The organism is Pseudoxanthomonas winnipegensis (assembly GCF_004283755.1).
Classification (GTDB): Bacteria; Pseudomonadota; Gammaproteobacteria; order Xanthomonadales; family Xanthomonadaceae; genus Pseudoxanthomonas_A; species Pseudoxanthomonas_A winnipegensis.
Map to the genome: position 1 here is coordinate 160,705 of NZ_SHMH01000006.1, position 18,844 is coordinate 179,548.

The following is an 18,844-nucleotide window of genomic DNA, read 5'->3' on the forward strand; positions in this document are numbered from 1 at the left end:
ACGCGCTTGGCGCCCAACTTCATTGCAACTGAACGCCGCCGCCGATAGCGTGGCGGCCCGATGCCTCACCACCGCTTCCATCGCCTGCTGCTGCCGGCCCTCGCCTCGGGCGCGGCGCTGGCGCTGTCGGCCTGCAGCAGCGCACCGGCGCCCAAGCCCGCGCCTCCGGTCGTCGTGCCCGCCCAGGCGACGGTCCACGATGCGCAGGCGATCATGCGCTCGGCCTCGGCCAGCCTGGTCAGCGGCAAGCTGACGCTGAGCCCGGTGGCCGGCGGCGTGCGCATCGCCGGCACCATCGGCGGCCTGCCGCCGTCGGGGCGTTTCGGCTTCCATGTGCACGAGGTCGGCGACTGCAGCGCGGTCGATGCCAGCAGCGCCGGCGGACATTTCAATCCCACCCACCAGCCGCACGGCAACGCCAAGATCGGCGCCCACCACGCCGGCGACATGGACAACCTCACCTCCGATCTGGAAGGCGTGGCCCGGGTCGATACGCGCCTGGGCGAGGTCACCTTGGGCGGCGGCGCGCCCAACGACATTCTCGGCCGCGCGCTGGTGGTGCATGCAGACCCCGACGACTACGCCACCCAGCCGGCGGGCAAGTCCGGTGCGCGGGTGGCCTGTGGCGTGATCCAGGCGATCCGTTGACCGCGTGCCTCATGGCGCGCATTCCCTAGAAGCAACACGAGGAGCGTTCCGATGAAGCGACTGACCCAAACCCTGCTGTGTGCCGCCACCGTGCTGGCCCTGGCCGCGTGCAACAAGTCCGAACCCGAGGCCGCGCCCGCGCCGGTGAGCGATCCGGCGGCCAGCTCGGCCCCGGCCGAGAACACGCCGCCGCCGAGCTCGCCGGCCACCACCGCCATGGCCTCGGCCAAGGCCACGCTCAAGCCGACCCAGGGCAACAAGGTCGCCGGCGAGCTGAACTTCATGGCGATGGAAGGCGGCGTGCACGTCACCGGCACGTTGACCGGCCTGACCCCGGGCGAGCACGGCTTCCACATCCACGAGAAGGGCGACTGCAGCGCGCCGGACGGCAGCAGCGCCGGCGGCCACTTCAATCCCGACGGCGTGGATCACGGCCAGGTCACCGCGCCGACCCACCACGCCGGCGACAGCAACAACATCACCGCCGACGCGCAAGGCAACGTGACCATCGACCAGATGCTCTCGGCCAATACCGACATCGGCAAGGGCGACAAGTACGACATCGTCGGCAAGGGCGTGATCGTTCACGAGAAGCCGGACGACTACAAAACCCAGCCGACCGGCGATGCCGGTGGCCGCCTGGCCTGCGGCGTGATCGAGGCCGCGCCGGCGGCGATGTAAGCCGCGCCATCGCGGGCGGCGCGATGCGTCCGCCCGCGAGGTCCGCAGGAAGAAAGAAGGCGCCCACTGGGCGCCTTCTCTTTTGCACGGGCAGGAAGCCGCCTTCAGCTGCGCAGGTGCGCGCAGAGGTCGCCCTCGCCGGGGCAGTGCACGTAGGTGACGGGAATGCCGTGCGCCTCGAGCACCGCGGCCAGCTGGCGCTTGCGCATCAGATAGTGCTCGTAGGCGCGGGCCAGACGCTCGGGCTCGTCGGTGCCCGGCGTGTTGCGCGACTTCCAGGTGGCCGCGTCCAGCAGCGCCATCTGCACCTGGCCATCGGCATAGCGCAGCAGCGGTTCGGGGGGCGCGTCCAGCCACTGCTCCTCGTCCGGCGCCAGCAGCGCGGTCTCGATCACCGGCCACAGGCCTTCCAGGTGCTGGTGCTGGTACTGCAGCGCCATCATCGCGGCCAGGTCGTGCAGGGTCATGAAGCGCACATGCTCGACCTTGGCGCCCAGCCCGTCCTGCAGCTGCAGCGCGGTGTCGGCGCCGGCCATGCCGCGTTCGATCAGCACCTCTTCCAATGCCTCGCCGACCGCATCGACATCTTCCGGCGTGCCGCTGAGCAGGAACGGCAGCACGCGCAGCGCGCCGCCGGTGAGGTCCGGGTCGGCCTGGAACGGCATCGGCACCTGGCCATCGCTGGCCGCGCCGAAGGCGATCACGCGCGGGCCCTGATCGCGTCCCGGCGCGCGCTGGCGCAGCTCGTCCAGGCGGCGGTGCAGTGGCCAGCCGGGGCGCAGCGCCTCGGCGGGGTCGAAGTGCGCGGCGGCCAGGGTCAGCTCCAGCGCGGTCACCTGCGGCACCAGGCCGGCCAGGTCGCGGGCGATCTTCTCGGCCAGCGCGCCGGCCTCGGCCTGGGGCAGGGCCGGCTGCCGCGGCGGGGCGCCGCCGGCCAGCTCAAGAGCGATCAGGCCCATCACCTGCGCGGTTTCGTTGGGGTGGGTCATGGAAGGAACAGCAAGGCCAATGCAATCTGTCGGCATTCTAGGGCCTGTCAGCCATGCCCGGGCAGGTCGCGTTGGCGCTGCAAGGCCGTCAGGTTTGCGTCGCGTGGCGCAGGCTTGACTGGCCGTCAGGCCAAGCCGCGCGGCGCGAAGATGGCGGCCTTGCAGCGCCAACCCGGAGGGCCGCCCTTGCGCGCACCCGGGGCTGCGTCATTGCTCGGTCGTGGACGGACGTCCACTCCCTCCCGCTTCCTTGCCCCGGGCACGCGCAAGGGCGGCGCGGCCTGCCCGGGCATGGCTGACAGGCCCTCGCCACCTGCCGGGTGACCGCCGCGACACGATGAACGCGCACGTGCTGTTCACGGCGCAGCAGAGAAGGTCGTTGACGCGCAATGACAGGCGTCGAACGACGCCGCTACACTTCCACCATACGCCTGCGCATGTGCGGGTCTCCCTTGAACATGGCCGTCCACCGAGGTCTTCCCATGCCAGTCGCCCGTCCCGTCGCCATCCTCGGCGGCGTTCGCATCCCCTTCTGCCGCCAGAACACCGCGTATTCGGATGTCGGCAACCTGGGCATGTCGGTGCGCACCCTGGGCGCGCTGGTCGAGCGCTTCGGCCTGCACGGGCAGACCCTGGGCGAGGTGGCCATGGGCGCGGTGATCAAGCACTCCAGGGACTGGAACCTGGGCCGCGAGGCCGCGCTGTCCTCCGGTCTGTCGCCGCTGACTCCCGGCATCACCCTGCAGCGCGCCTGCGGCACCAGCCTGGACACCATCGCCCACATCGGCAACAAGATCGCGCTGGGGCAGATCGAGGCGGGCATCGGCGGCGGCTCGGACACCACCTCGGACGTGCCGATTGTCTACGGCAAGAAGCTGCGCGCGCGCCTGCTCGAGGTCAACCGCGCCAAGACGCCCAAGGACAAGGCGCGCGCCCTGCTCAAGGGCTTCCGCTTTTCCGAGCTCAAGCCCGAGTTCCCCGGCGTGGGCGAGCCGCGCACCGGCAAGTCGATGGGCGAGCACTGCGAGGACATGGCCAAGGAGTGGAACATCTCGCGCGATTCGCAGGACGCCTGGGCGGTGTCCTCGCACAAGAAGCTGGCCGCGGCCTATGAGCGCGGCTTCTTCGACGATCTGATCGTGCCCTTCCGCGGGGTGAGCCGCGACAACATCCTGCGCCCGGACACCTCGCTGGAGAAGCTGGCCACGCTCAAGCCGGCGTTCGACAAGACCTCCGGCCGCGGCACGTTGACCGCCGCCAATTCCACGCCGCTGACCGATGGCGCGGCGGCGGTGCTGCTGTCCAGCGATGAATGGGCGGCCGCGCACGGCCACACGCCGCTGGCCTATCTGAAGGACGTGCAGAGCGCGGCGGTAGATTTCGTCCACGGCGAGGGCCTGCTGATGGCCCCGACCGTGGCCGTGCCGCAGATGCTGGCGCGCCACGGCTTGAGCCTGCAGGACTTCGACATCTACGAGATCCACGAGGCCTTCGCCGCGCAGGTGCTGTGCACGCTGCGCGCGTGGGAGAGCGAGGAGTACTGCACCCATCGCCTCGGCCTGCCCGGTCCGATGGGCCGCATCGATCCGGAGAAGATCAACCCCAACGGCTCCTCGCTGGCTGCGGGCCATCCCTTCGCCGCCACCGGCGCGCGCATCATCGGCACGGTGGCCAAGGAACTGGCCCAGCGCGGCGGCGGCCGCGCGCTGGTCTCGATCTGCACCGCCGGCGGCATGGGCGTGGTCGCCATCGTCGAGCGCTGAGGGGCTGCTCCGCTTTTCCCCGCTAATCGCAGCAAGTGTTGGGGGAGCAACTGTGTCCTCAAACCCCGCAGCTGCCCGCCTGTAGAGCGGAGCTTGCTCCGCTGGGGCCTTCCCCACGAACCGAACGAAGAGCAGCGGAGTCCCCAAGAGGGGATTGCCACAAGCTCCGCTCTACAGGTAGGGGCGCCATGGCGATGGGGCTTTCTCGGGAGAACCCCTCGCCGCCATGGCGGCTCCCACCGAGCCCGATCCCGAGCAGGCAGAAACCACAAGCACGACCAAGTCCTAGCGTGCCCCTGAATGCCGCTTCCGAGGCACGTGTCCGTGCCCACAGCGCACGCGCCGCTGACTGGAATTCGGCAAGGCCGGTGCGGCATGCACCGGCTGCCAGGCGCATCATGTCCAGGCCCTCCCCCCGTTTGCCGGCGCGCGCATGACCTCGCGCGGGCCGCCGCGTATCGCCTTGGACGATTCACCCGCTTCCCTGACGCCTGCAGATGCCGCCGCCGCGGTGCCCTCGCGCCTCACCCGCCGCGTGCTGAGCGTCGTGGTGTTCAACTTCGTCGGCTATTTCTGCGTCGGTCTGCCGCTGGCGGTGGTGCCGGGCTTCGTCCACACCACGCTGGGCTACGGCACGGTGCTGGCCGGCCTGGCGGTGAGCCTGCAGTACGTCGCCACCCTGCTCAGCCGCACCGTGGCCGGGCGCCTGTGCGACCGGCGCGGGCCGAAGGTCTCGGTGCTGCTGGGCCTGGGCGCGTGCGCGCTGGCGGGCGCCTGCACCGTGGCCGCCGCGCTGATGGTGGCCTGGCCGGCGGCCAGCCTGGCGGTGCTGTTCGCCGGGCGCCTGCTGTTGGGCTGCGGCGAAAGCCTGATCACCACCGCCACGATCATCTGGGGGATCGGCGCGGTCGGTGCGATCCATACCGGCCGGGTGATCTCGTGGAACGGCGTCACCACCTACGGCGCGCTGGCCCTGGCGGCCCCGGTCGGCGTGGCGCTGGGGCAGCGCTTCGGTCTGGCCGCGCTGGGCGCGCTGACCGTCGTGCTGGCGCTGGCCGCCCTGGCCTGCGTGCTGCCGCGGCACGGCGTGCGGCCGGTGCCGGGCGAACATATCCCGGCCCGCCGCGTGCTGACGCGGGTCCTGCCGTTCGGGCTGTGCCTGGGGCTGGCGTCGGTGGGGTTCGGTGCGATCACCGCCTTCATCGCGCTGTACTATGCCCAGCGCGGCTGGCCGCACGCGGCGCTGGCGATGACGCTGCTGGGGGCGACCTTCGTGTCGGTGCGGCTGGTCTTCCCGCGCGCGATCGACCGCCACGGCGGCTACCGCGTGGCGGTGGTGTCGCTGTGCGTGGAGGCCGCTGGCCTGCTGTGCATCTGGCGGGCGCCGCTGCCGGCCCTGGCCGCGGTGGGCGCGGCGATCACCGGCGCGGGCTTCGCCCTGGTGTTCCCGTCGCTGGGCATGGAAGCGGTGCGCCGGGTCAGCGACAGCAACCGTGGCACCGCGCTGGGCTTGTACTCGCTGTTCCTGGACCTGGCGTTGGCGATCACCGGCCCGCTGGCGGGCGCGCTCGCGCTGGCCTGGCGCTTCGGCGCAATCTACCTGCTGGCCGGCGTCGCGGCGCTGACCGCGGCAGCGGCCAGCGCGCTGCTGGCGCGCAGGGCAGCTGGGTCGCTGCGCTGACTCCACGTTCCGTGCCCGTGCGCAGCGGCGTGTTCGACTAAACCATGGCGAGCCGAACGGATGCGACGGCGAGCGACCTCAGCGTTGATGCGTCGCTTGCGTAACCAGTTCAAGCCGCGTCACCCAAGCGGCTGACGCATCACTCGGGCAGGCGCGGCAGGCCGTGTTCGTCGCAGGTCTCGGTGACGGCCTGGTCGTGGATCTGCTGGCGCAGGTCGCGGTCGGGCGCGGTGGCGGGCAGTTCGCCGCGCTGGGCGGCCAGGGCGTTGGCGTAGCTGCGGCGGGCGAGCAAGTCCTCGCCGGCGGCGGCGTAGCCGTGGCCCAGTTCCTCCCAGGCTTCGGCGCCGCCGCCCTGGGCCAGGGCGCGGTGCAGGAACTCCTGCGCCTGCGGCCACTGCCCTTGCTGGCGCGCCAACCGGGCCAGGGTCAGCAGCAGCGCCGGGCTGTCGGAATGGGCCTGCAGCCAGCGCTGGGCGCTGGCCCGGCGCGAATCGAGCTTGCCCACCGGCAGGCGGCCGTAGAGGGCGATCAGGTCTTCGTCCCAACGGCTGTCCAGCGCATGTTCCAGGGCATGGGTGGCCGCATCGTCCCAGCGCAGCGCGGCGGCGCGGGTGGCGTAGGCGGCCACCACGGCGCGTTCGGTGCGCAGGGCCTTTGGCACCAGTTCCCAGCGCTCGGCCAACGCATTGGCGTCGCCGGCCTGCTCCAGCGACTGCGCGGCCAGGCGCGTTTCCAGCTGGGCGTAGTCCGGGGCCGACAGCGCCTTGTGCTGGCGCAGCGGGCCGAGCAGGCCCCAGGCATCCCCGGCGCGGCCGACCTCGGCCAGGGCCTGCGCGCGCAGCGCCAGGCCGCGCGGCGGCAGCGGCTGGGCGCCGGGTGCGTCCAGGGCCACCAGCGCCTGGGTCGGCATGCCGGCGGCCAACGCATCGTCGGCCAGCAGCAGGGCGTGGGCGGTGGGATCGCGCTGGGCCAGGGCCTGCAGATGGCGCTCCAGGGCCGGCGCGTCGGTGCGCGCCTGCGCGGCGCGGACCGCGGCGATGCGCGCCGCGCTGCCGACCTCGGGATCCTGCGCGGCGCGGTCCAGCAGCTTCTCCGCCCGCAGCCAATGGCCGTGCTGGACCGCTTCCAGGCCTTCGATCAGCTGGGCGCGGGCGCGCTTGCGGCGATGCCGGCCCCAGGCGCGGAAGGGCAGGGCCAGCAGGGTCCAGACGATCCACAGCAGCACGGCGGCGAGGACCAGCGCCAGGATCGCGCCCGGCACGGTGGCGGTGACGTCGTAGCCGCCCACGCGCACGAACACCTCGCCCCAGTCGCGGACCTCATCGCGCGCCAGCCATTGCGCGCCGAACACCCCCAGGGCGACCAGCACAAGCACGATCACGACAAGACGCAGGATCTTCATGGCGTGGTCTCCGTTGGGGCCGGCGCGATGGGCGCGGAGGGCGGAGGGGGTGCCGGCACCGGTGCCGGCGGCGCCGGCGCGGTGCCGGCCGCCTTGCCGCGCTGGGCCTGCAGCTGGGCCAGGGTGCTGCCCAGTTCGGGAATCTGCGGCTGCAGCGGCAGGGCCGCGATCTGCCGCAGCTGGCGCTCCAGCGCGTCGGCCTGCGGCGTGGCCGGCCACAGCCGCGGGATCCAGCCGGCCGCGCGCAGCACCGCGGCGCGGAAGCCCGCCGTGTCGTTGCGCTCGGCGGCGGCGCGGGCCAGGGTGAGTTCCAGCTGCAGGGCGTTGTCGAAGGCGGCGCGCTGGGCCGGCACCACCGCCACGCGCGCGCCGCTGGGGCGCACATCGACCAGCGGCGCGAGCACGCGCTGCCAGGCCGGGCGCGCGGCCGGATCGACCGACACTTGGCGCGGCAACTGGGCCAATGCCGCGCTTGCAGCATCGAGTTGCTGCAGGGCCTGGGCCTTCGGGCCGGCGCCCAGGCGCAGGACCGCGGCGCGCTCCTGTTCCAGCGACTGCTTGAGATTGAGCACGCGCGGGTCGTCCAGGCCGGCCAGGGTATCGGCGGCCAGGCCGTAGGCCTGCTGCGCACCGGGCAGGTCGCCGGCGATGTTCAGGCGCTGGGCGGCCAGCTGCAGTTCCAGCTGGGTCTGGTCCAGGCGCAGGGCGGTGGCGCCCTGGCGGGTGGAGTCGGCCAGCTTGGCCACGGTGTCTTCCAGCAGGGCGCCGCGCTGGCTCAGGCCGAGCATTTCATCGCGCAGCACGCGGTTGGTGGCGGCCGCGTCCTGGATGCGCTCGCCCTGGGCGCGGGCATCGCCGCGCAGGACATCGATGCGCTGGTCCAGCGCGGCCAGCTGGCGCTGGATCTGGCCTTCCTGCGCGGCGCGCCAGCCCTGCCATTGCTGCCAGCCGTACCAGCCCGCGGCCGCCAGGGCGGCGATGAGCAGCAGCACGATCAGGGCGGGCCAGATGCGGCGGCGCGGGCGCGTGTCGGACTCGGCGCTGGCGATGGCATCGTTCAAGGGGGGCACTCCAACAAAGAAGCCGTGGAACAGGCGCGTGAAGGCGCGGCGGGATCGGCCGCATGCTAGCCCAAGCGATGTGAGTACATGGCCTGTGCGGTGGCCATCAGCTGCGCAGGACGCGGGCCTTCGGCCTGCAGCACGTGTTCGAACCCGGCCTGCAGCGCGACGGTCGCCAGCCGCGCGCTGGCCACGATGGCCGGCTGCGCGCGCAGCGCCGCGGCCGCATGGCCTGGCAGGCGCTGGAACACCTCGCCCAGCGCGCCGCTGCTGGTCACCAGCACGCAGGCGGGCGCGTCCAGCGCATCGAGCCGAGCGAGGGCGCGCGTCGACAGCGGGATCGGCTGGCGTCGATAGACCTCGGCCAGGTGCAGGTGCGCGCCGCGCCTGCGCAGCGCAGGGGCCAGCGTGCCGCGTCCCTCGGGCGCGGTGACCAGGCCGACCGGGCGCTGCTCCAGCGCGGCCAGTTCGGGCAGCGCGAGCAGCCCCTCGCTGTCCATGCGCGCAGGTGCGACGGCCTCCAGCCCCAGCCTTGCCAGCGCCGCGCGCGTGCCGCTGCCGGTGCCGACCAGGACCTGGCCGGGCCGCGCGGCGATGGGCGCCAGTGCGTGGGCGAAGCGCACCGCCGCCGGGCTGGTGAACACCACCACCTCGCAGGCCCGCGCCGCGTCCCAGGCCTGCCGCGCCGGTGCATCCGTACAGGCCGCCAGCGACCACGGCGAGAGCGCGATCACTCCGGCGCCCACGCGCGCGGCGGCCTGGCGCACCGCGGCGTGGCCGCCCTGAGGCCGCAGGGAGATGACGTACCATGCGCGCGCTTTGCCTTGGCCCATGAATCAAGAGTACGCGATGGATCACGACGCCTTGCTCGACGCGCTGCGCGCGACCTGCGCGCAGATGCCGCCGGTGGTGGCGATGCGCATCGCGCTGCGCGATTTCGACGGCACGCGTCTGCACATGAGCGCGCCGCTGGCGGCGAACGTCAACGACAAGGGTACGGCCTTCGGCGGCAGCCTGGTCGCGCTGATGACCCTGGCCGGCTGGGCGCTGACCACGCTGCGCCTGCGCCAGGCCGGCCTGGAGGCCGAGGTCTACGTGGCCGACAGCGCCGTGCGTTACCGCGCCCCGCTGCTGCACGACCTGGCTGCTCAGGCCTGGCTGGCGCCGGAGGCGGACTGGGCCGAGTTCATCGACACCTTCCGCCGCCGCGGCAAGGCGCGCGCCCCGCTGCTGGCCCAGGTGCTGCTGCCCGACGGCGGTGTCGCCGCCGAACTGAGCGGCCGCTACGTCGCCCTGGCAAAGGGGTAGCATCGTTCGTTCACGCCTGGGGAGACACACGCACGTGGGACGACTTCTGTGGATGCTGCTGGCCGCGCTGCTGGTGCTGGCCAGCGCCGGCCCGGCCGAGGCCATCAGCAACCGCGCCAAGCAGCGCAAGCTCACCGATACCCAGACCCTGTTCACCAAGGCCATGCGCTGGGGCGAATTCGAGCAGGCCTGGAGCGTGGTCGACCCCGAGGCCAGCCAGGGCGCCGGGCTGAGCGCGCTGGAGCTCTCGCGCTACCAGCAGGTGGAAATCACCGGCTACAGCGAGATCGGCAGCGCCGCCGAACCCGACGGCACGGTGGCGCGCATGGTCGACGTGCGCGTGGTCAACCGCCACACCATGGCCGAGCGCACCGTGCGGGTGCGCGAGCGCTGGCGCTGGGACCCGGCGGCCGAGCAGTGGTGGCTGCAGGACGGCCTGCCGGACCTCTGGCAGGGGCAATAGTCGCCGGGGCTGTGCGACAATCGCCGGCCTTTTCGCGCCCAGCCGACGCTTTCCTGCCGTGAATTTCGAACAACTCAAGGCTTTCGCCGCCGACAACGCGATGCTGTCCATGGCCCTGGTGGGCCTGACCCTGGCGATTCTCGTCACCGAGGTCATGCGCCTGTTCCGCGGCTACAAGGGCGTGCGCCCCGGCGAGCTGACCGCGCTGATCAACAACGACAACGCGCTGGTGCTGGATCTGTCGGCCAGCGGCGACTTCGAGAAGGGCCACATCCCCGGCAGCAAGAACCTAGCCGGCAAGTTCGACCCCAAGCACAAGCTGCTGGCCGGCGCGGGCGATCGCCCGGTGGTGCTGGTCTGCCGCAGCGGCCAGACCGCGCCGGGCGCGGCCGCCCAGCTGAAGAAGGCCGGTTTCGCCAAGGTCTATGTGCTCGATGGCGGCGTCGGGGCCTGGCAGGCCGCCGACCTGCCGCTGGTCAAGGGCCGCGCCTGACACTGAACACGCGTCGCGTCGCGCGCGGGCCTTGAAGCGGCCCGGGCGTGGCGCCACCCCCATGCGATAATCCCGGGCTTTGGCCCATTCACCGCAACCCATTCGGAGTACACGATGTCCGACGAGACCCTCAACGGCGCCAACGAAGCCGCCACCCAGGCCAACGGCCCGAACTTCACCGTCGAAAAGATCTACGTCAAGGACGTGTCCTTCGAAGTCCCCGGCGCGCCGGCGATCTATTCGGAGAACATCGCCCCCGAACTGAACCTCAACCTCAACCAGCGCGTGCAGCGCCTGGCCGAGAACGCCTTCGAGGTGATCCTGGGCGTGACCCTGACCTGCAAGGCCGGCGACAAGACCGCCTACGTGGCCGAAGTGCAGCAGGCCGGCGTGTTCGGCCTGGCCGGCTTCGACGCGCAGACCATCGACGCGCTGCTGGGCACCCAGTGCCCGAGCATCCTGTTCCCGTACGTGCGCCAGCTGCTGAGCGACCTGATCCAGGCCGGCGGCTTCCCGCCGTTCTTCCTGCAGCCGATCAACTTCGACGGCCTGTACGCCGAGACCCTGCGCCAGCGCGCCGCCCAGGGCCAGCAGGGCGTGATCGAGAACGATCCGCCGGTGGGCAACGCCTGATTTCGATGGCGTCTGTGATAAAGCTTGGCCCCCTGCACACAGGCGGGGGGATGCAATGAACGCGTTGAAAGTCGCAGTGCTCGGCGCCGGCTCCTGGGGGACCGCGCTGGCGGCCCTGATCGCCCGGCATGGCCACCAGGCCGTGCTGTGGGGACGCGATGAGGCGGTGGCCCAGGCCATCGACCTCCGCCACGAGAATCCGCGCTACCTGCCGGGCATCGAACTGCCCGACACCCTGCGTGCCACCACCAGCCTGGCCGCGGCCATGGCCGACGCCGATCTGGTGCTGGTGGTCGTGCCCTCGCATGCCTTCACCGACACCCTGCGCGCGCTGGCGCCGCTGCGTCCAGCGCAGGCCGGCGTGAGCTGGGCGACCAAGGGCTTCGAGCCCGGCTCCAGCCGCTTCCTGCACGAAGTGGCCGAGGACGTGCTGGGTCCGGAGGTGCCGCTGGCCGTGGTCACCGGCCCCTCGTTCGCCAAGGAAGTCGCCCAGGGCCTGCCCACCGCGCTGACCATCCACGGTGCCGACGAGGCGTTCTGCCAGCAGGTCGCCGACGTCCTGCACGGCCCGACGTTCCGCGCCTACACCGGCAACGACATGGTCGGCGCCGAGCTGGGCGGCGCGATGAAGAACGTGCTGGCCGTGGCCACCGGCGTGGCCGACGGCATGGGCCTGGGGCTCAACGCGCGCGCCGGCCTGATCACCCGCGGCCTCAACGAGATGCTGCGCCTGGCCGCAGCTATCGGCGCGCGCCCGGAGACCCTGATGGGCCTGGCCGGCTTGGGCGACCTGGTACTGACCTGCACGGGCGACCTGTCGCGCAACCGCCGCCTGGGCCTGGCGCTGGGGCGCGGCCAGTCCATCGAAGAGGCCGTGCGCGAGATCGGCCAGGTGGTCGAGTCGGTGCAGACCGCCGACGAGGTCATGCGCCAAGCGCGCCGCTACGGCATCGACCTGTCGATCAGCGAGGCCGTGCGCGATGTCCTGCACGGCGAGATCACCCCGGCCGAAGGCCTGGAGCGCCTGCTGGCGCGCGAACAGAAACCGGAATATCCGGAAACCCTGTTCCAGTAGCCCTATCGCGTTGCGATCATGAAATCTCCCACCCGAAAGGGTGGGATTTTTTTTGGTTCTTCGTTCAAGTGCGAGGCCAATGAACGCACTGATCGTAGCCGCGCGGTTCCTCCAACGAAGCGGTTTAGCTCGACGCTCGAGGCAGCGATCCGGCGGGCGGTGGCCGCGCCTAGCGAGGCAGGAAGCCGAGCGCCCGAATCGGGGCAGGATGCCCTGATTGAGGGATAAGCGGCCACCGCCCGCCGGACCTCTGCCCCTCCGAACCCACAACGCTCAGCCGAAGCAATCCCCCGATCGCGAGTAGATAAATTTTCCCTGGGCTCGAACACCCGCGCCCGGCCACGCGACGCGATGGTCAGCGCGCCGGCGCGGTGTTCGTCAGCCCACCATCGAGCGCAGCAGATCGCAGGCGTCCGAACGCCGATGCGGCGACAGGCGACGGATCAGCTGCAGCACATGCGTTTCCACCTCATCGCGCGCCAGCCGCTCGGCCGGAGGCGTCGTCGGCGCGCCCGGCGCCGCTTCGACCTGCGTGGCCTCACTGGTCATCGGACCACGCCCGGTGGCCAGCCACTCGAACAGGACCTGGGTGATCACCGCGATCTGCGCCAGATGCTCCACGCTGGGATGCGTGCCGCCCACCCGCTCCCACTGCGCCACGGCGCTGCGCTGCACGCCGACCTGTTCGGCCAGCTGGGTCTGCGACAGGGTCTTCAAGCGTCGAGCCTGACGGATACGGTCTGCCATGACATGCATCTTCCACCTCCTGTTGGGTTGTCATGCGATTGGCCGCGCCCGCGACGCGGGGGCGGCGCGCTTAATGGATGGTGCCTTCAGGCGTGAACGGCAACTGCGGCAGGCTGCTCGCCAGCAGCGCGCGCTTCGCGCACAAGGCAGGGTGAGGATTCGCAGGCGACGCGTCACATGACGGCATTGACAGCCCGGCATCGCGCGACGTCCGACGAAACCTGCACCCCTTCAGACCGAACATCGCGCCTGGGAAGTGATGCCGCCGTCAGGACGCCCATCCGCCACGCGTTTGACGCCTGAGTCGCGTGCTGTGCCTCCACGGTCTGCGGTGCAACATGGGTGCTGCCGAGATGGCTTGGCGCGGAAAGCCCAATAAAAAAGCCCGGCCTTGAAAGGCCGGGCTTTGCGGAGGTCGGATGCGGGAGAGAGGTCGCACCGCCTCGCCGTGATCGCCAGAGCCACCCCAGCGACCACGGGACCACTATCGGCGCCAGAGCCGAAATCCCACGTGAATATTGTACTTAACCGTTTATTAATTCAGGCGACAGTTTGGGAACTCTAGGCCCGGTGTCATTCGCATGACGCGGTGTGTCCGCGCGCGTCACGCAAGACCGCTAGTGCGAGGCCATCAACAAGTCCACGTCGCCGCCCGCCGCCGTGGTGTTGACGGTGACGACAGACTCGGAACAGAAGCGTGGCAGGTAGTTGGGTCCGCCGGCCTTCGGACCGGTACCGGACAGCCCCTCGCCGCCGAAGGGCTGCACGCCCACCACCGCCCCGATCATGTTGCGGTTGACGTAGACGTTGCCGACCTCCGCCTGTGCGGCGATGGCCTGGGCGCGGGTGTCGATGCGGGTCTGCACGCCGAGGGTCAGGCCGTAGCCGAGCGCGTTGATCTGCTCGACCAGCGTCTCGACCTCGCCCTTCCAGCGCAGCACCTGCAGCACCGGGCCGAAGACTTCCTCGCGCACCTGTTCCAGCGCGCCGATCTCGAAGGCCACCGGCGCGATGCTGTTGACCGGCGCGTCGGCCGGCAGCGGCGCGCGCGCGATCAGCCGCGCGCGGCCCTCGAGCGCGGCGACCTGGCCCTGCAGCTTGTCGAAGGCCTCCTGGTCGATCACCGGGCCCAGATCGCTGGACAGGCGCGACGGGTCGCCGACCTGGAGCAGCGCGATGGCGCCGGCCAGCATCTCGATCACGCCATCGGCGATGTCGTCCTGCACGCACAGCACGCGCAGCGCCGAGCAGCGCTGGCCGGCGCTGCGGAAGGTGCTCTGCACCACTGCATCGACCACCTGCTCGGGCAGCGCCGTGGAGTCGACGATCATCGCGTTGAGGCCGCCGGTCTCGGCGATCAGCGGCACGATCGGGCCGTCCTTTCCGGCCAGGGTGCGGGCGATGGCCTTGGCCACCGGCGTGGAGCCGGTGAAGGCCACGCCGGCGATCTTCGGATGCGCCACCAGCGCCGCGCCGGTCTCGCCGGCGCCGTACACGCCGACCAGCGCGTCCTCGGGCACGCCGCAGCGGTGCAGCAGGGCGATCATCGCCGCGCCCACGCCCGGCGTCTGCTCGGCCGGCTTGGCCGCCACCGCGTTGCCAGTGACCAGCGCCGCGACCACCTGGCCGGTAAAGATCGCCAGCGGGAAGTTCCAGGGCGAGATGCACGCCCACACCCCACGCCCGGCCAGCGCATAGGTGTTGCGCTCGCCGGTGACGCCCGGCAGCAGCTGCGGGGCCATCAGGCCGCGCGCCTGCAGCGCGTAGTAGCGGCAGAAGTCGGCGGCTTCGCGGACTTCGGACACCGCATCGCCCCAGGTGCGATGGCCTTCGCGCACGATCAGCGCGCACCACTGCGCCAGGTCGCGTTCGAGCGCGTCGGCGGCCTGCTCCAGCGCGGCGGCGCGGGTCTGGACCGGCGTGGCGTTCCAGCGCTTCTGACCCTTGGCCAGCGTGTGCACCAAGGCGTCGATCTGCGCGACCGGGGTCAGCGCCGGCGTCGGCAGCGCGGCGGCCGGATAGGCGGCCAGCAGCGTTCTGGCCATCGGCTCGCAGCTCACGTCGGTGCCGGCGGTGTTGCGGCGCACGCCCAGGATGTCGGCCGGCAGCGTCACCGCGCTCTGCGGCGCGATGTGCAGCGGCGAGCTCACCAGCGCGCTGGCCGGCAGCGTCTCGTCGGCCAGCTGGTGGACGAAGGAGGAATTGGCGCCGTTCTCCAGCAGGCGGCGCACCAGATAGGCCAGCAGGTCCTTGTGCGGGCCGACCGGCGCGTACACGCGCAGGCCCACGTCCGGGTACTGCCGGTGCGCGGCCTCGTGCACCGCATCGCCCATGCCGTGCAGGCGCTGCAGCTCGAACGGCGCGCCGGCCGCGCGCGCCAGGTGCAGCACCGCGGCGATGGTGCCGGCGTTGTGACCGGCGATCTGCGGATAGATCGCATCGGGCATGGCCAGCATCGCCCGGGCGCAGGCCAGGTAGGACAGGTCGGTGTGGTGCTTGTGGGTGAACACCGGGAACGCGGCCAGGCCCAGCTCCTGGGCGCGCTTGATCTCGTAGTCCCAGTAGGCGCCCTTCACCAGGCGCACCATGAAGCGCACCTTCAGCGCGCGGGCGATGCGGGCGACTTCCTCGATCGTCTCCAGCGCGCGGGTCTGGTAGGCCTGCACGGCCAGGCCGAAGCCGTTCCACTGCGGGTAGCGGGCCGCGGTGCGCGTGGCCACCGCCTCGAACACCTCCAGCGACAGCTCCAGGCGCTCGCTTTCCTCCGCGTCGATGGTCAGGTTCAGATCGGCCTGGGCCGCGGCCTCGGCCAGCTCGCACACGCGCGGCACCAGCAGCGCCATGACGTGGTCGTGCTGCACGGCCTCGTAGCGCGCGTCGATGGCCGAGAGCTTGATCGAGATGCCGTCGGCCTGTTCCACCGGCACGCTGCGATCGCGCGACTTGGCCAGCGCGGCGATGGCGGCGTGGTACTTGCGCATGTAGGCCTGCGCATCGGCGTCGGTGCGCGCGCCTTCGCCCAGCATGTCGTAGGAGAAGCGCAGGCCCTTGCGCGCCTTGCGCTGCTTGCGGGCATCGTCCAGTGCCTCGTCCAGGGTCTCGCCCATGACGAACTGCTTGCCCATCAGCTGCACCGCGCGCACGGTCGCGGCGACCACGGCCTTGGCGCCCATCCTGGCCAGGAACCCGGCCTTCTGCCCGTCCTCGCCCAGCATCTTCTTGGACAGGCTGATGGCCTGGTTGGACAGGGTGGCCAGCCACGACTGCGAGGCGCCGGAGAAATCGGCGCGGCCCAGCTGGTCGGCGGTGAGGGTCATGGCGGTGTCGGCGTCGGGCACGCGCAGCAAGGCCTCGGCCAGGCGCATCAGGGCCAGGCCCTCGGCGCTGGACAGCGGGAACTCGCGCAGCAGCGTCTCCATGGCGAAGGCCGAGGGCTTGGCCGCGCGGACCTGCCCGATCCAGCCGATCGCATCGCCGCTGGCCAGGGCCCAGTCCAGGTCCTGCAGGCGCTGCAGCAGGGGGGCGAGCACGTCGGCTTCGGGCCGATAAGGGATGGGCAACCGCATAAATGACCACCTGGGGCAGAATGAACTTGAGGATGTGCATTCTGATCGGCGATGCGGCGGATGAATCTCCGTTAGGCGGGCTATGATCCGCGGATGAGCCAACTTCCTGCCGCCCTGGACCGGACCGACCGCAGAATCCTCGCCCTGCTCCAGCGCGACGGCCGGATCACCAACCTCAAGCTGGCCGAAAGCGTGCATCTGTCGCCCACCGCGACCCTGGAGCGGGTCAAGCGCCTGACCACCGAGGGCTACATCATCGGCTACCGCGCGCGGCTCAATCCGCACAAGCTCGGCGCCGGCATGCTGGTCTTCGTCGAGGTGCTGCTGGACCGCACCACGCCCCACATCCTGGAGGAGTTCCAGGCCGCGATCCGCGACCAGCCCGAGGTCATGGAGTGCCACCTGGTCGCCGGTGGCTTCGACTACCTGATCAAGCTGCGCGCGGCCGACATGGCCGACTACCGCGACATCGCCGGCCGCGTGCTGTGGAAGCTGCCCGGCGTGCGCGAGACCCGCACCTATGCGGTGATGGAAGAGGTCAAGAACAGCGCGGATCTGTATCTGGACATTTAAGGCAGCCGGCCAAGCCGTCATTCCCGCGCGGGCGGGAATCCGGTGCCTTGTGCGCTTCCCGCGAAAGCCGCTGGGTTCCCGCTTTCGCGGGAACGACGGTGCTGAGGCTCTGCGGTTCCTGCTTGGTGGGAGCCGCCATGGCGGCTCCCACAAAACACAAGAGCAGTGACGGACACGGCGCCCTGGGGCGCCGTGTCCGGTTGTGAGGCGGTGCAGGCCGATCAGACCAGGGTCAGCACCACATCCACGTTGCCGCGGGTCGCGTTGGAATACGGGCAGACCTGGTGCGCGGTGTCGACCAGCTTCTGCGCGGTCTCGCGATCCAGGCCGGGCAGCTCGATCTTCAGCTCGACGGCGATGGCGAAGGCACTGCCGGCCGGGCCGATGCCGACCTTGCTTTCGATAGCCACGTCATCGGGCACCTTGATCTTCTCGCGCGCGCCCACGGCCTTCATCGCGCCGATGAAGCAGGCCGCGTAGCCGATGGCGAACAGCTGCTCGGGGTTGGTGCCGGGGCCGCCGGCGCCGCCGAGCTCCTTCGGCGTGGAAAGCTGCAGGTCCAGCGGACCGTCGGGGGTGATGCCGCGGCCTTCGCGGCCACCCTTGGCGATGGCGGTGGCGGTGTAGAGGATCTTGTCGGGCTTCATGGCGAACTCCTGGATTGTTTGCGATTGAATCGCGTGCGATTTCATGGGAACGACGAAGGGGAGGGTGGAGCGGTTCAAGCGGTGGGGGTGGCACGCGCGAGCTTGTCGCGCAGGTCTTCCAGCTGCGCCTTGAGCGTGCGCAGCTGATCGGGGGAACAGTCCATGGCGCAGAACAGGCCTTCGGGGACGGACTGGGCACGGCTGCGCAGGGCGTGGCCGGCGTAGGTGAGGTGGATCTCGACCTGGCGTTCGTCCTGTGCGGCGCGGGTGCGGGTCACCAGGCCGGCCGACTGCAGGCGCTTGAGCAGCGGCGTCAACGTGGCCGAATCCAGGAACAGCTTCTCGCCGATGGACGAGACGGTCTGCCCGTCGCGCTCCCACAGCACCAGCATCACCAGGTACTGCGGGTAGGTCAGTCCCAGGGCGGCCAACAGGCCGCGGTAGGTGCGGCTGAGCGCCAGATTGGTCGAATACAGCGCGAAGCACAGCTGGTTGTCCAGCTGCAGCAGGTCGCGGGATGTGTCCGAGGAGTCCATGAGGCGTAAATTACATCGTACGCGATTGAATTGCAAGCGACAGGTTTTGCCGGGCTTCAGGCACCGCCGGCGAACCCCTGTTGGCGCCAGGCCTCGAACACCATGATCGCCACGGTGTTGGACAGATTGAGGCTGCGGTTGTCCGGCCGCATCGGCAGGCGCAGGCGCTGTTCGGCCGGCAGCGCGTCGAGCACCTCGGCCGACAGGCCGCGGGTCTCCGGGCCGAACAGGAAGGCGTCGCCCGGGGCGTATTCGATCGTGTCGTAGCGTTGGCGGCCCCGGGTGCTGAGGGCGAACAGGCGGCGCGGTGCGATCGCGGCCAGCGCGGCCGGCAGGTCGTCGTGGACCTGGAGCGCGGCGTATTCGTGGTAGTCCAGTCCGGCCCGTTTGAGCTGGCGATCCTCCAACGCGAAGCCGAGCGGGCGGATCAGGTGCAGGCGCGCGCCGGTGTTGGCGCACAGCCGGATCACGTTGCCGGTGTTGGGCGGGATCTCCGGCTGGTAGAGCAGTACATCGAGCTGAAACGGCGCACTCATGCGGCACCCAGGCGAGAGGCGGTCACCGTATAGCGAAGGACG

At 71.1% G+C, this 18,844-nt stretch carries 19 protein-coding genes; 10 read left to right on the plus strand and 9 right to left on the minus strand.

Annotation, left to right across the window (positions count from 1 at the left end; all coding sequences use genetic code 11):
• Positions 1 to 60 precede the first annotated feature (60 nt).
• Entirely contained in the window at positions 61 to 648 is a 588-nt protein-coding gene (locus EAT51_RS12910; RefSeq protein ID WP_130520825.1) for a superoxide dismutase family protein, read from the plus strand.
• A gap of 51 nt (positions 649 to 699) precedes the next feature.
• Positions 700 to 1,329 carry a superoxide dismutase family protein gene (locus tag EAT51_RS12915; RefSeq protein WP_130520827.1) on the plus strand — a complete coding sequence of 210 codons (630 nt, stop codon included), beginning with the start codon at positions 700 to 702 and terminating at the stop codon, positions 1,327 to 1,329.
• Between the two features lie 104 nt (positions 1,330 to 1,433).
• On the opposite strand, the gene EAT51_RS12920 is transcribed toward EAT51_RS12915, so the two are convergent.
• On the minus strand, positions 1,434 to 2,318 hold the full coding sequence (locus EAT51_RS12920) for a hypothetical protein (RefSeq protein ID WP_130520829.1): 885 nt from the start codon (positions 2,316 to 2,318) through the stop codon (positions 1,434 to 1,436).
• A 482-nt stretch (positions 2,319 to 2,800) separates the two neighbouring features.
• Here EAT51_RS12920 and EAT51_RS12925 point away from each other — a divergent pair, with 482 nt between their 5' ends.
• Both EAT51_RS12925 and EAT51_RS12930 read left to right on the plus strand, forming a co-directional pair.
• Positions 2,801 to 4,081, plus strand: a complete 1,281-nt coding sequence (locus EAT51_RS12925) for an acetyl-CoA C-acetyltransferase (RefSeq protein WP_130520831.1) — start codon at positions 2,801 to 2,803, stop codon at positions 4,079 to 4,081.
• Between the two features lie 433 nt (positions 4,082 to 4,514).
• Positions 4,515 to 5,762 (plus strand): MFS transporter, encoded by a 1,248-nt coding sequence (locus EAT51_RS12930; protein WP_130520834.1) that lies wholly within the window; start codon positions 4,515 to 4,517, stop codon positions 5,760 to 5,762.
• 139 nt (positions 5,763 to 5,901) lie between these two features.
• Here the strand turns inward: EAT51_RS12930 and EAT51_RS12935 are convergent, their stop codons facing one another.
• The 3 genes from EAT51_RS12935 to EAT51_RS12945 all read right to left on the minus strand — a co-directional run bounded on the left by EAT51_RS12935 (position 5,902) and on the right by EAT51_RS12945 (position 9,058).
• Entirely contained in the window at positions 5,902 to 7,164 is a 1,263-nt protein-coding gene (locus EAT51_RS12935; protein WP_130561718.1) for a heme biosynthesis HemY N-terminal domain-containing protein, read from the minus strand.
• Positions 7,161 to 8,225: a uroporphyrinogen-III C-methyltransferase gene (locus EAT51_RS12940; protein ID WP_425478241.1), complete on the minus strand. Its 1,065-nt coding sequence runs from the start codon at positions 8,223 to 8,225 to the stop codon at positions 7,161 to 7,163. Before EAT51_RS12940 ends, EAT51_RS12935 begins: the two co-directional genes overlap by 4 nt.
• Positions 8,226 to 8,290: 65 nt before the next feature.
• On the minus strand, positions 8,291 to 9,058 hold the full coding sequence (locus tag EAT51_RS12945; RefSeq protein ID WP_130520838.1) for a uroporphyrinogen-III synthase: 768 nt from the start codon (positions 9,056 to 9,058) through the stop codon (positions 8,291 to 8,293).
• On the opposite strand from EAT51_RS12945, the gene EAT51_RS12950 reads away from it, so the two are divergent.
• The 5 genes from EAT51_RS12950 (at position 9,057) to EAT51_RS12970 (ending at position 12,197) form a co-directional block, all read left to right on the plus strand.
• Positions 9,057 to 9,533, plus strand: coding sequence for a YiiD C-terminal domain-containing protein (locus EAT51_RS12950; RefSeq protein WP_425478242.1), 477 nt, complete (start codon positions 9,057 to 9,059; stop codon positions 9,531 to 9,533). The two genes, EAT51_RS12945 and EAT51_RS12950, sit on opposite strands and share 2 nt — an antisense overlap.
• A gap of 34 nt (positions 9,534 to 9,567) precedes the next feature.
• Positions 9,568 to 9,996, plus strand: a complete 429-nt coding sequence (locus EAT51_RS12955; protein ID WP_228257930.1) for a hypothetical protein — start codon at positions 9,568 to 9,570, stop codon at positions 9,994 to 9,996.
• A gap of 58 nt (positions 9,997 to 10,054) precedes the next feature.
• Complete coding sequence (locus EAT51_RS12960) at positions 10,055 to 10,489, plus strand: rhodanese-like domain-containing protein (RefSeq protein ID WP_130520842.1); 435 nt, start codon at positions 10,055 to 10,057, stop codon at positions 10,487 to 10,489.
• 114 nt (positions 10,490 to 10,603) lie between these two features.
• The gene (gene secB, locus EAT51_RS12965; RefSeq protein ID WP_130520844.1) at positions 10,604 to 11,122 is read left to right on the plus strand and encodes a protein-export chaperone SecB; all 519 of its coding nucleotides are present in this window, start codon (positions 10,604 to 10,606) and stop codon (positions 11,120 to 11,122) included.
• Positions 11,123 to 11,177: 55 nt separating this feature from the next.
• Complete coding sequence (locus EAT51_RS12970) at positions 11,178 to 12,197, plus strand: NAD(P)H-dependent glycerol-3-phosphate dehydrogenase (protein WP_130561719.1); 1,020 nt, start codon at positions 11,178 to 11,180, stop codon at positions 12,195 to 12,197.
• 378 nt (positions 12,198 to 12,575) lie between these two features.
• Here EAT51_RS12970 and EAT51_RS12975 read toward each other — a convergent pair whose 3' ends face one another.
• Complete coding sequence (locus tag EAT51_RS12975) at positions 12,576 to 12,953, minus strand: helix-turn-helix transcriptional regulator (RefSeq protein ID WP_130520847.1); 378 nt, start codon at positions 12,951 to 12,953, stop codon at positions 12,576 to 12,578.
• 608 nt (positions 12,954 to 13,561) lie between these two features.
• Entirely contained in the window at positions 13,562 to 16,510 is a 2,949-nt protein-coding gene (locus tag EAT51_RS12980; protein ID WP_130520849.1) for an L-glutamate gamma-semialdehyde dehydrogenase, read from the minus strand.
• Positions 16,511 to 16,603: 93 nt separating this feature from the next.
• Here EAT51_RS12980 and EAT51_RS12985 point away from each other — a divergent pair, with 93 nt between their 5' ends.
• Entirely contained in the window at positions 16,604 to 17,083 is a 480-nt protein-coding gene (locus tag EAT51_RS12985) for an Lrp/AsnC ligand binding domain-containing protein (RefSeq protein ID WP_130520851.1), read from the plus strand.
• A 221-nt stretch (positions 17,084 to 17,304) separates the two neighbouring features.
• Here EAT51_RS12985 and EAT51_RS12990 read toward each other — a convergent pair whose 3' ends face one another.
• The 3 genes from EAT51_RS12990 to EAT51_RS13000 form a co-directional block, all read right to left on the minus strand.
• Positions 17,305 to 17,730, minus strand: a complete 426-nt coding sequence (locus EAT51_RS12990) for an organic hydroperoxide resistance protein (protein ID WP_130521841.1) — start codon at positions 17,728 to 17,730, stop codon at positions 17,305 to 17,307.
• 74 nt (positions 17,731 to 17,804) lie between these two features.
• A complete protein-coding gene (locus tag EAT51_RS12995) occupies positions 17,805 to 18,266 on the minus strand; it encodes a MarR family winged helix-turn-helix transcriptional regulator (protein ID WP_130521840.1) in 462 nt (153 codons plus the stop codon).
• A gap of 56 nt (positions 18,267 to 18,322) precedes the next feature.
• Positions 18,323 to 18,802 (minus strand): tRNA (cytidine(34)-2'-O)-methyltransferase, encoded by a 480-nt coding sequence (locus tag EAT51_RS13000; RefSeq protein WP_130521839.1) that lies wholly within the window; start codon positions 18,800 to 18,802, stop codon positions 18,323 to 18,325.
• Positions 18,803 to 18,844 lie beyond the last annotated feature (42 nt).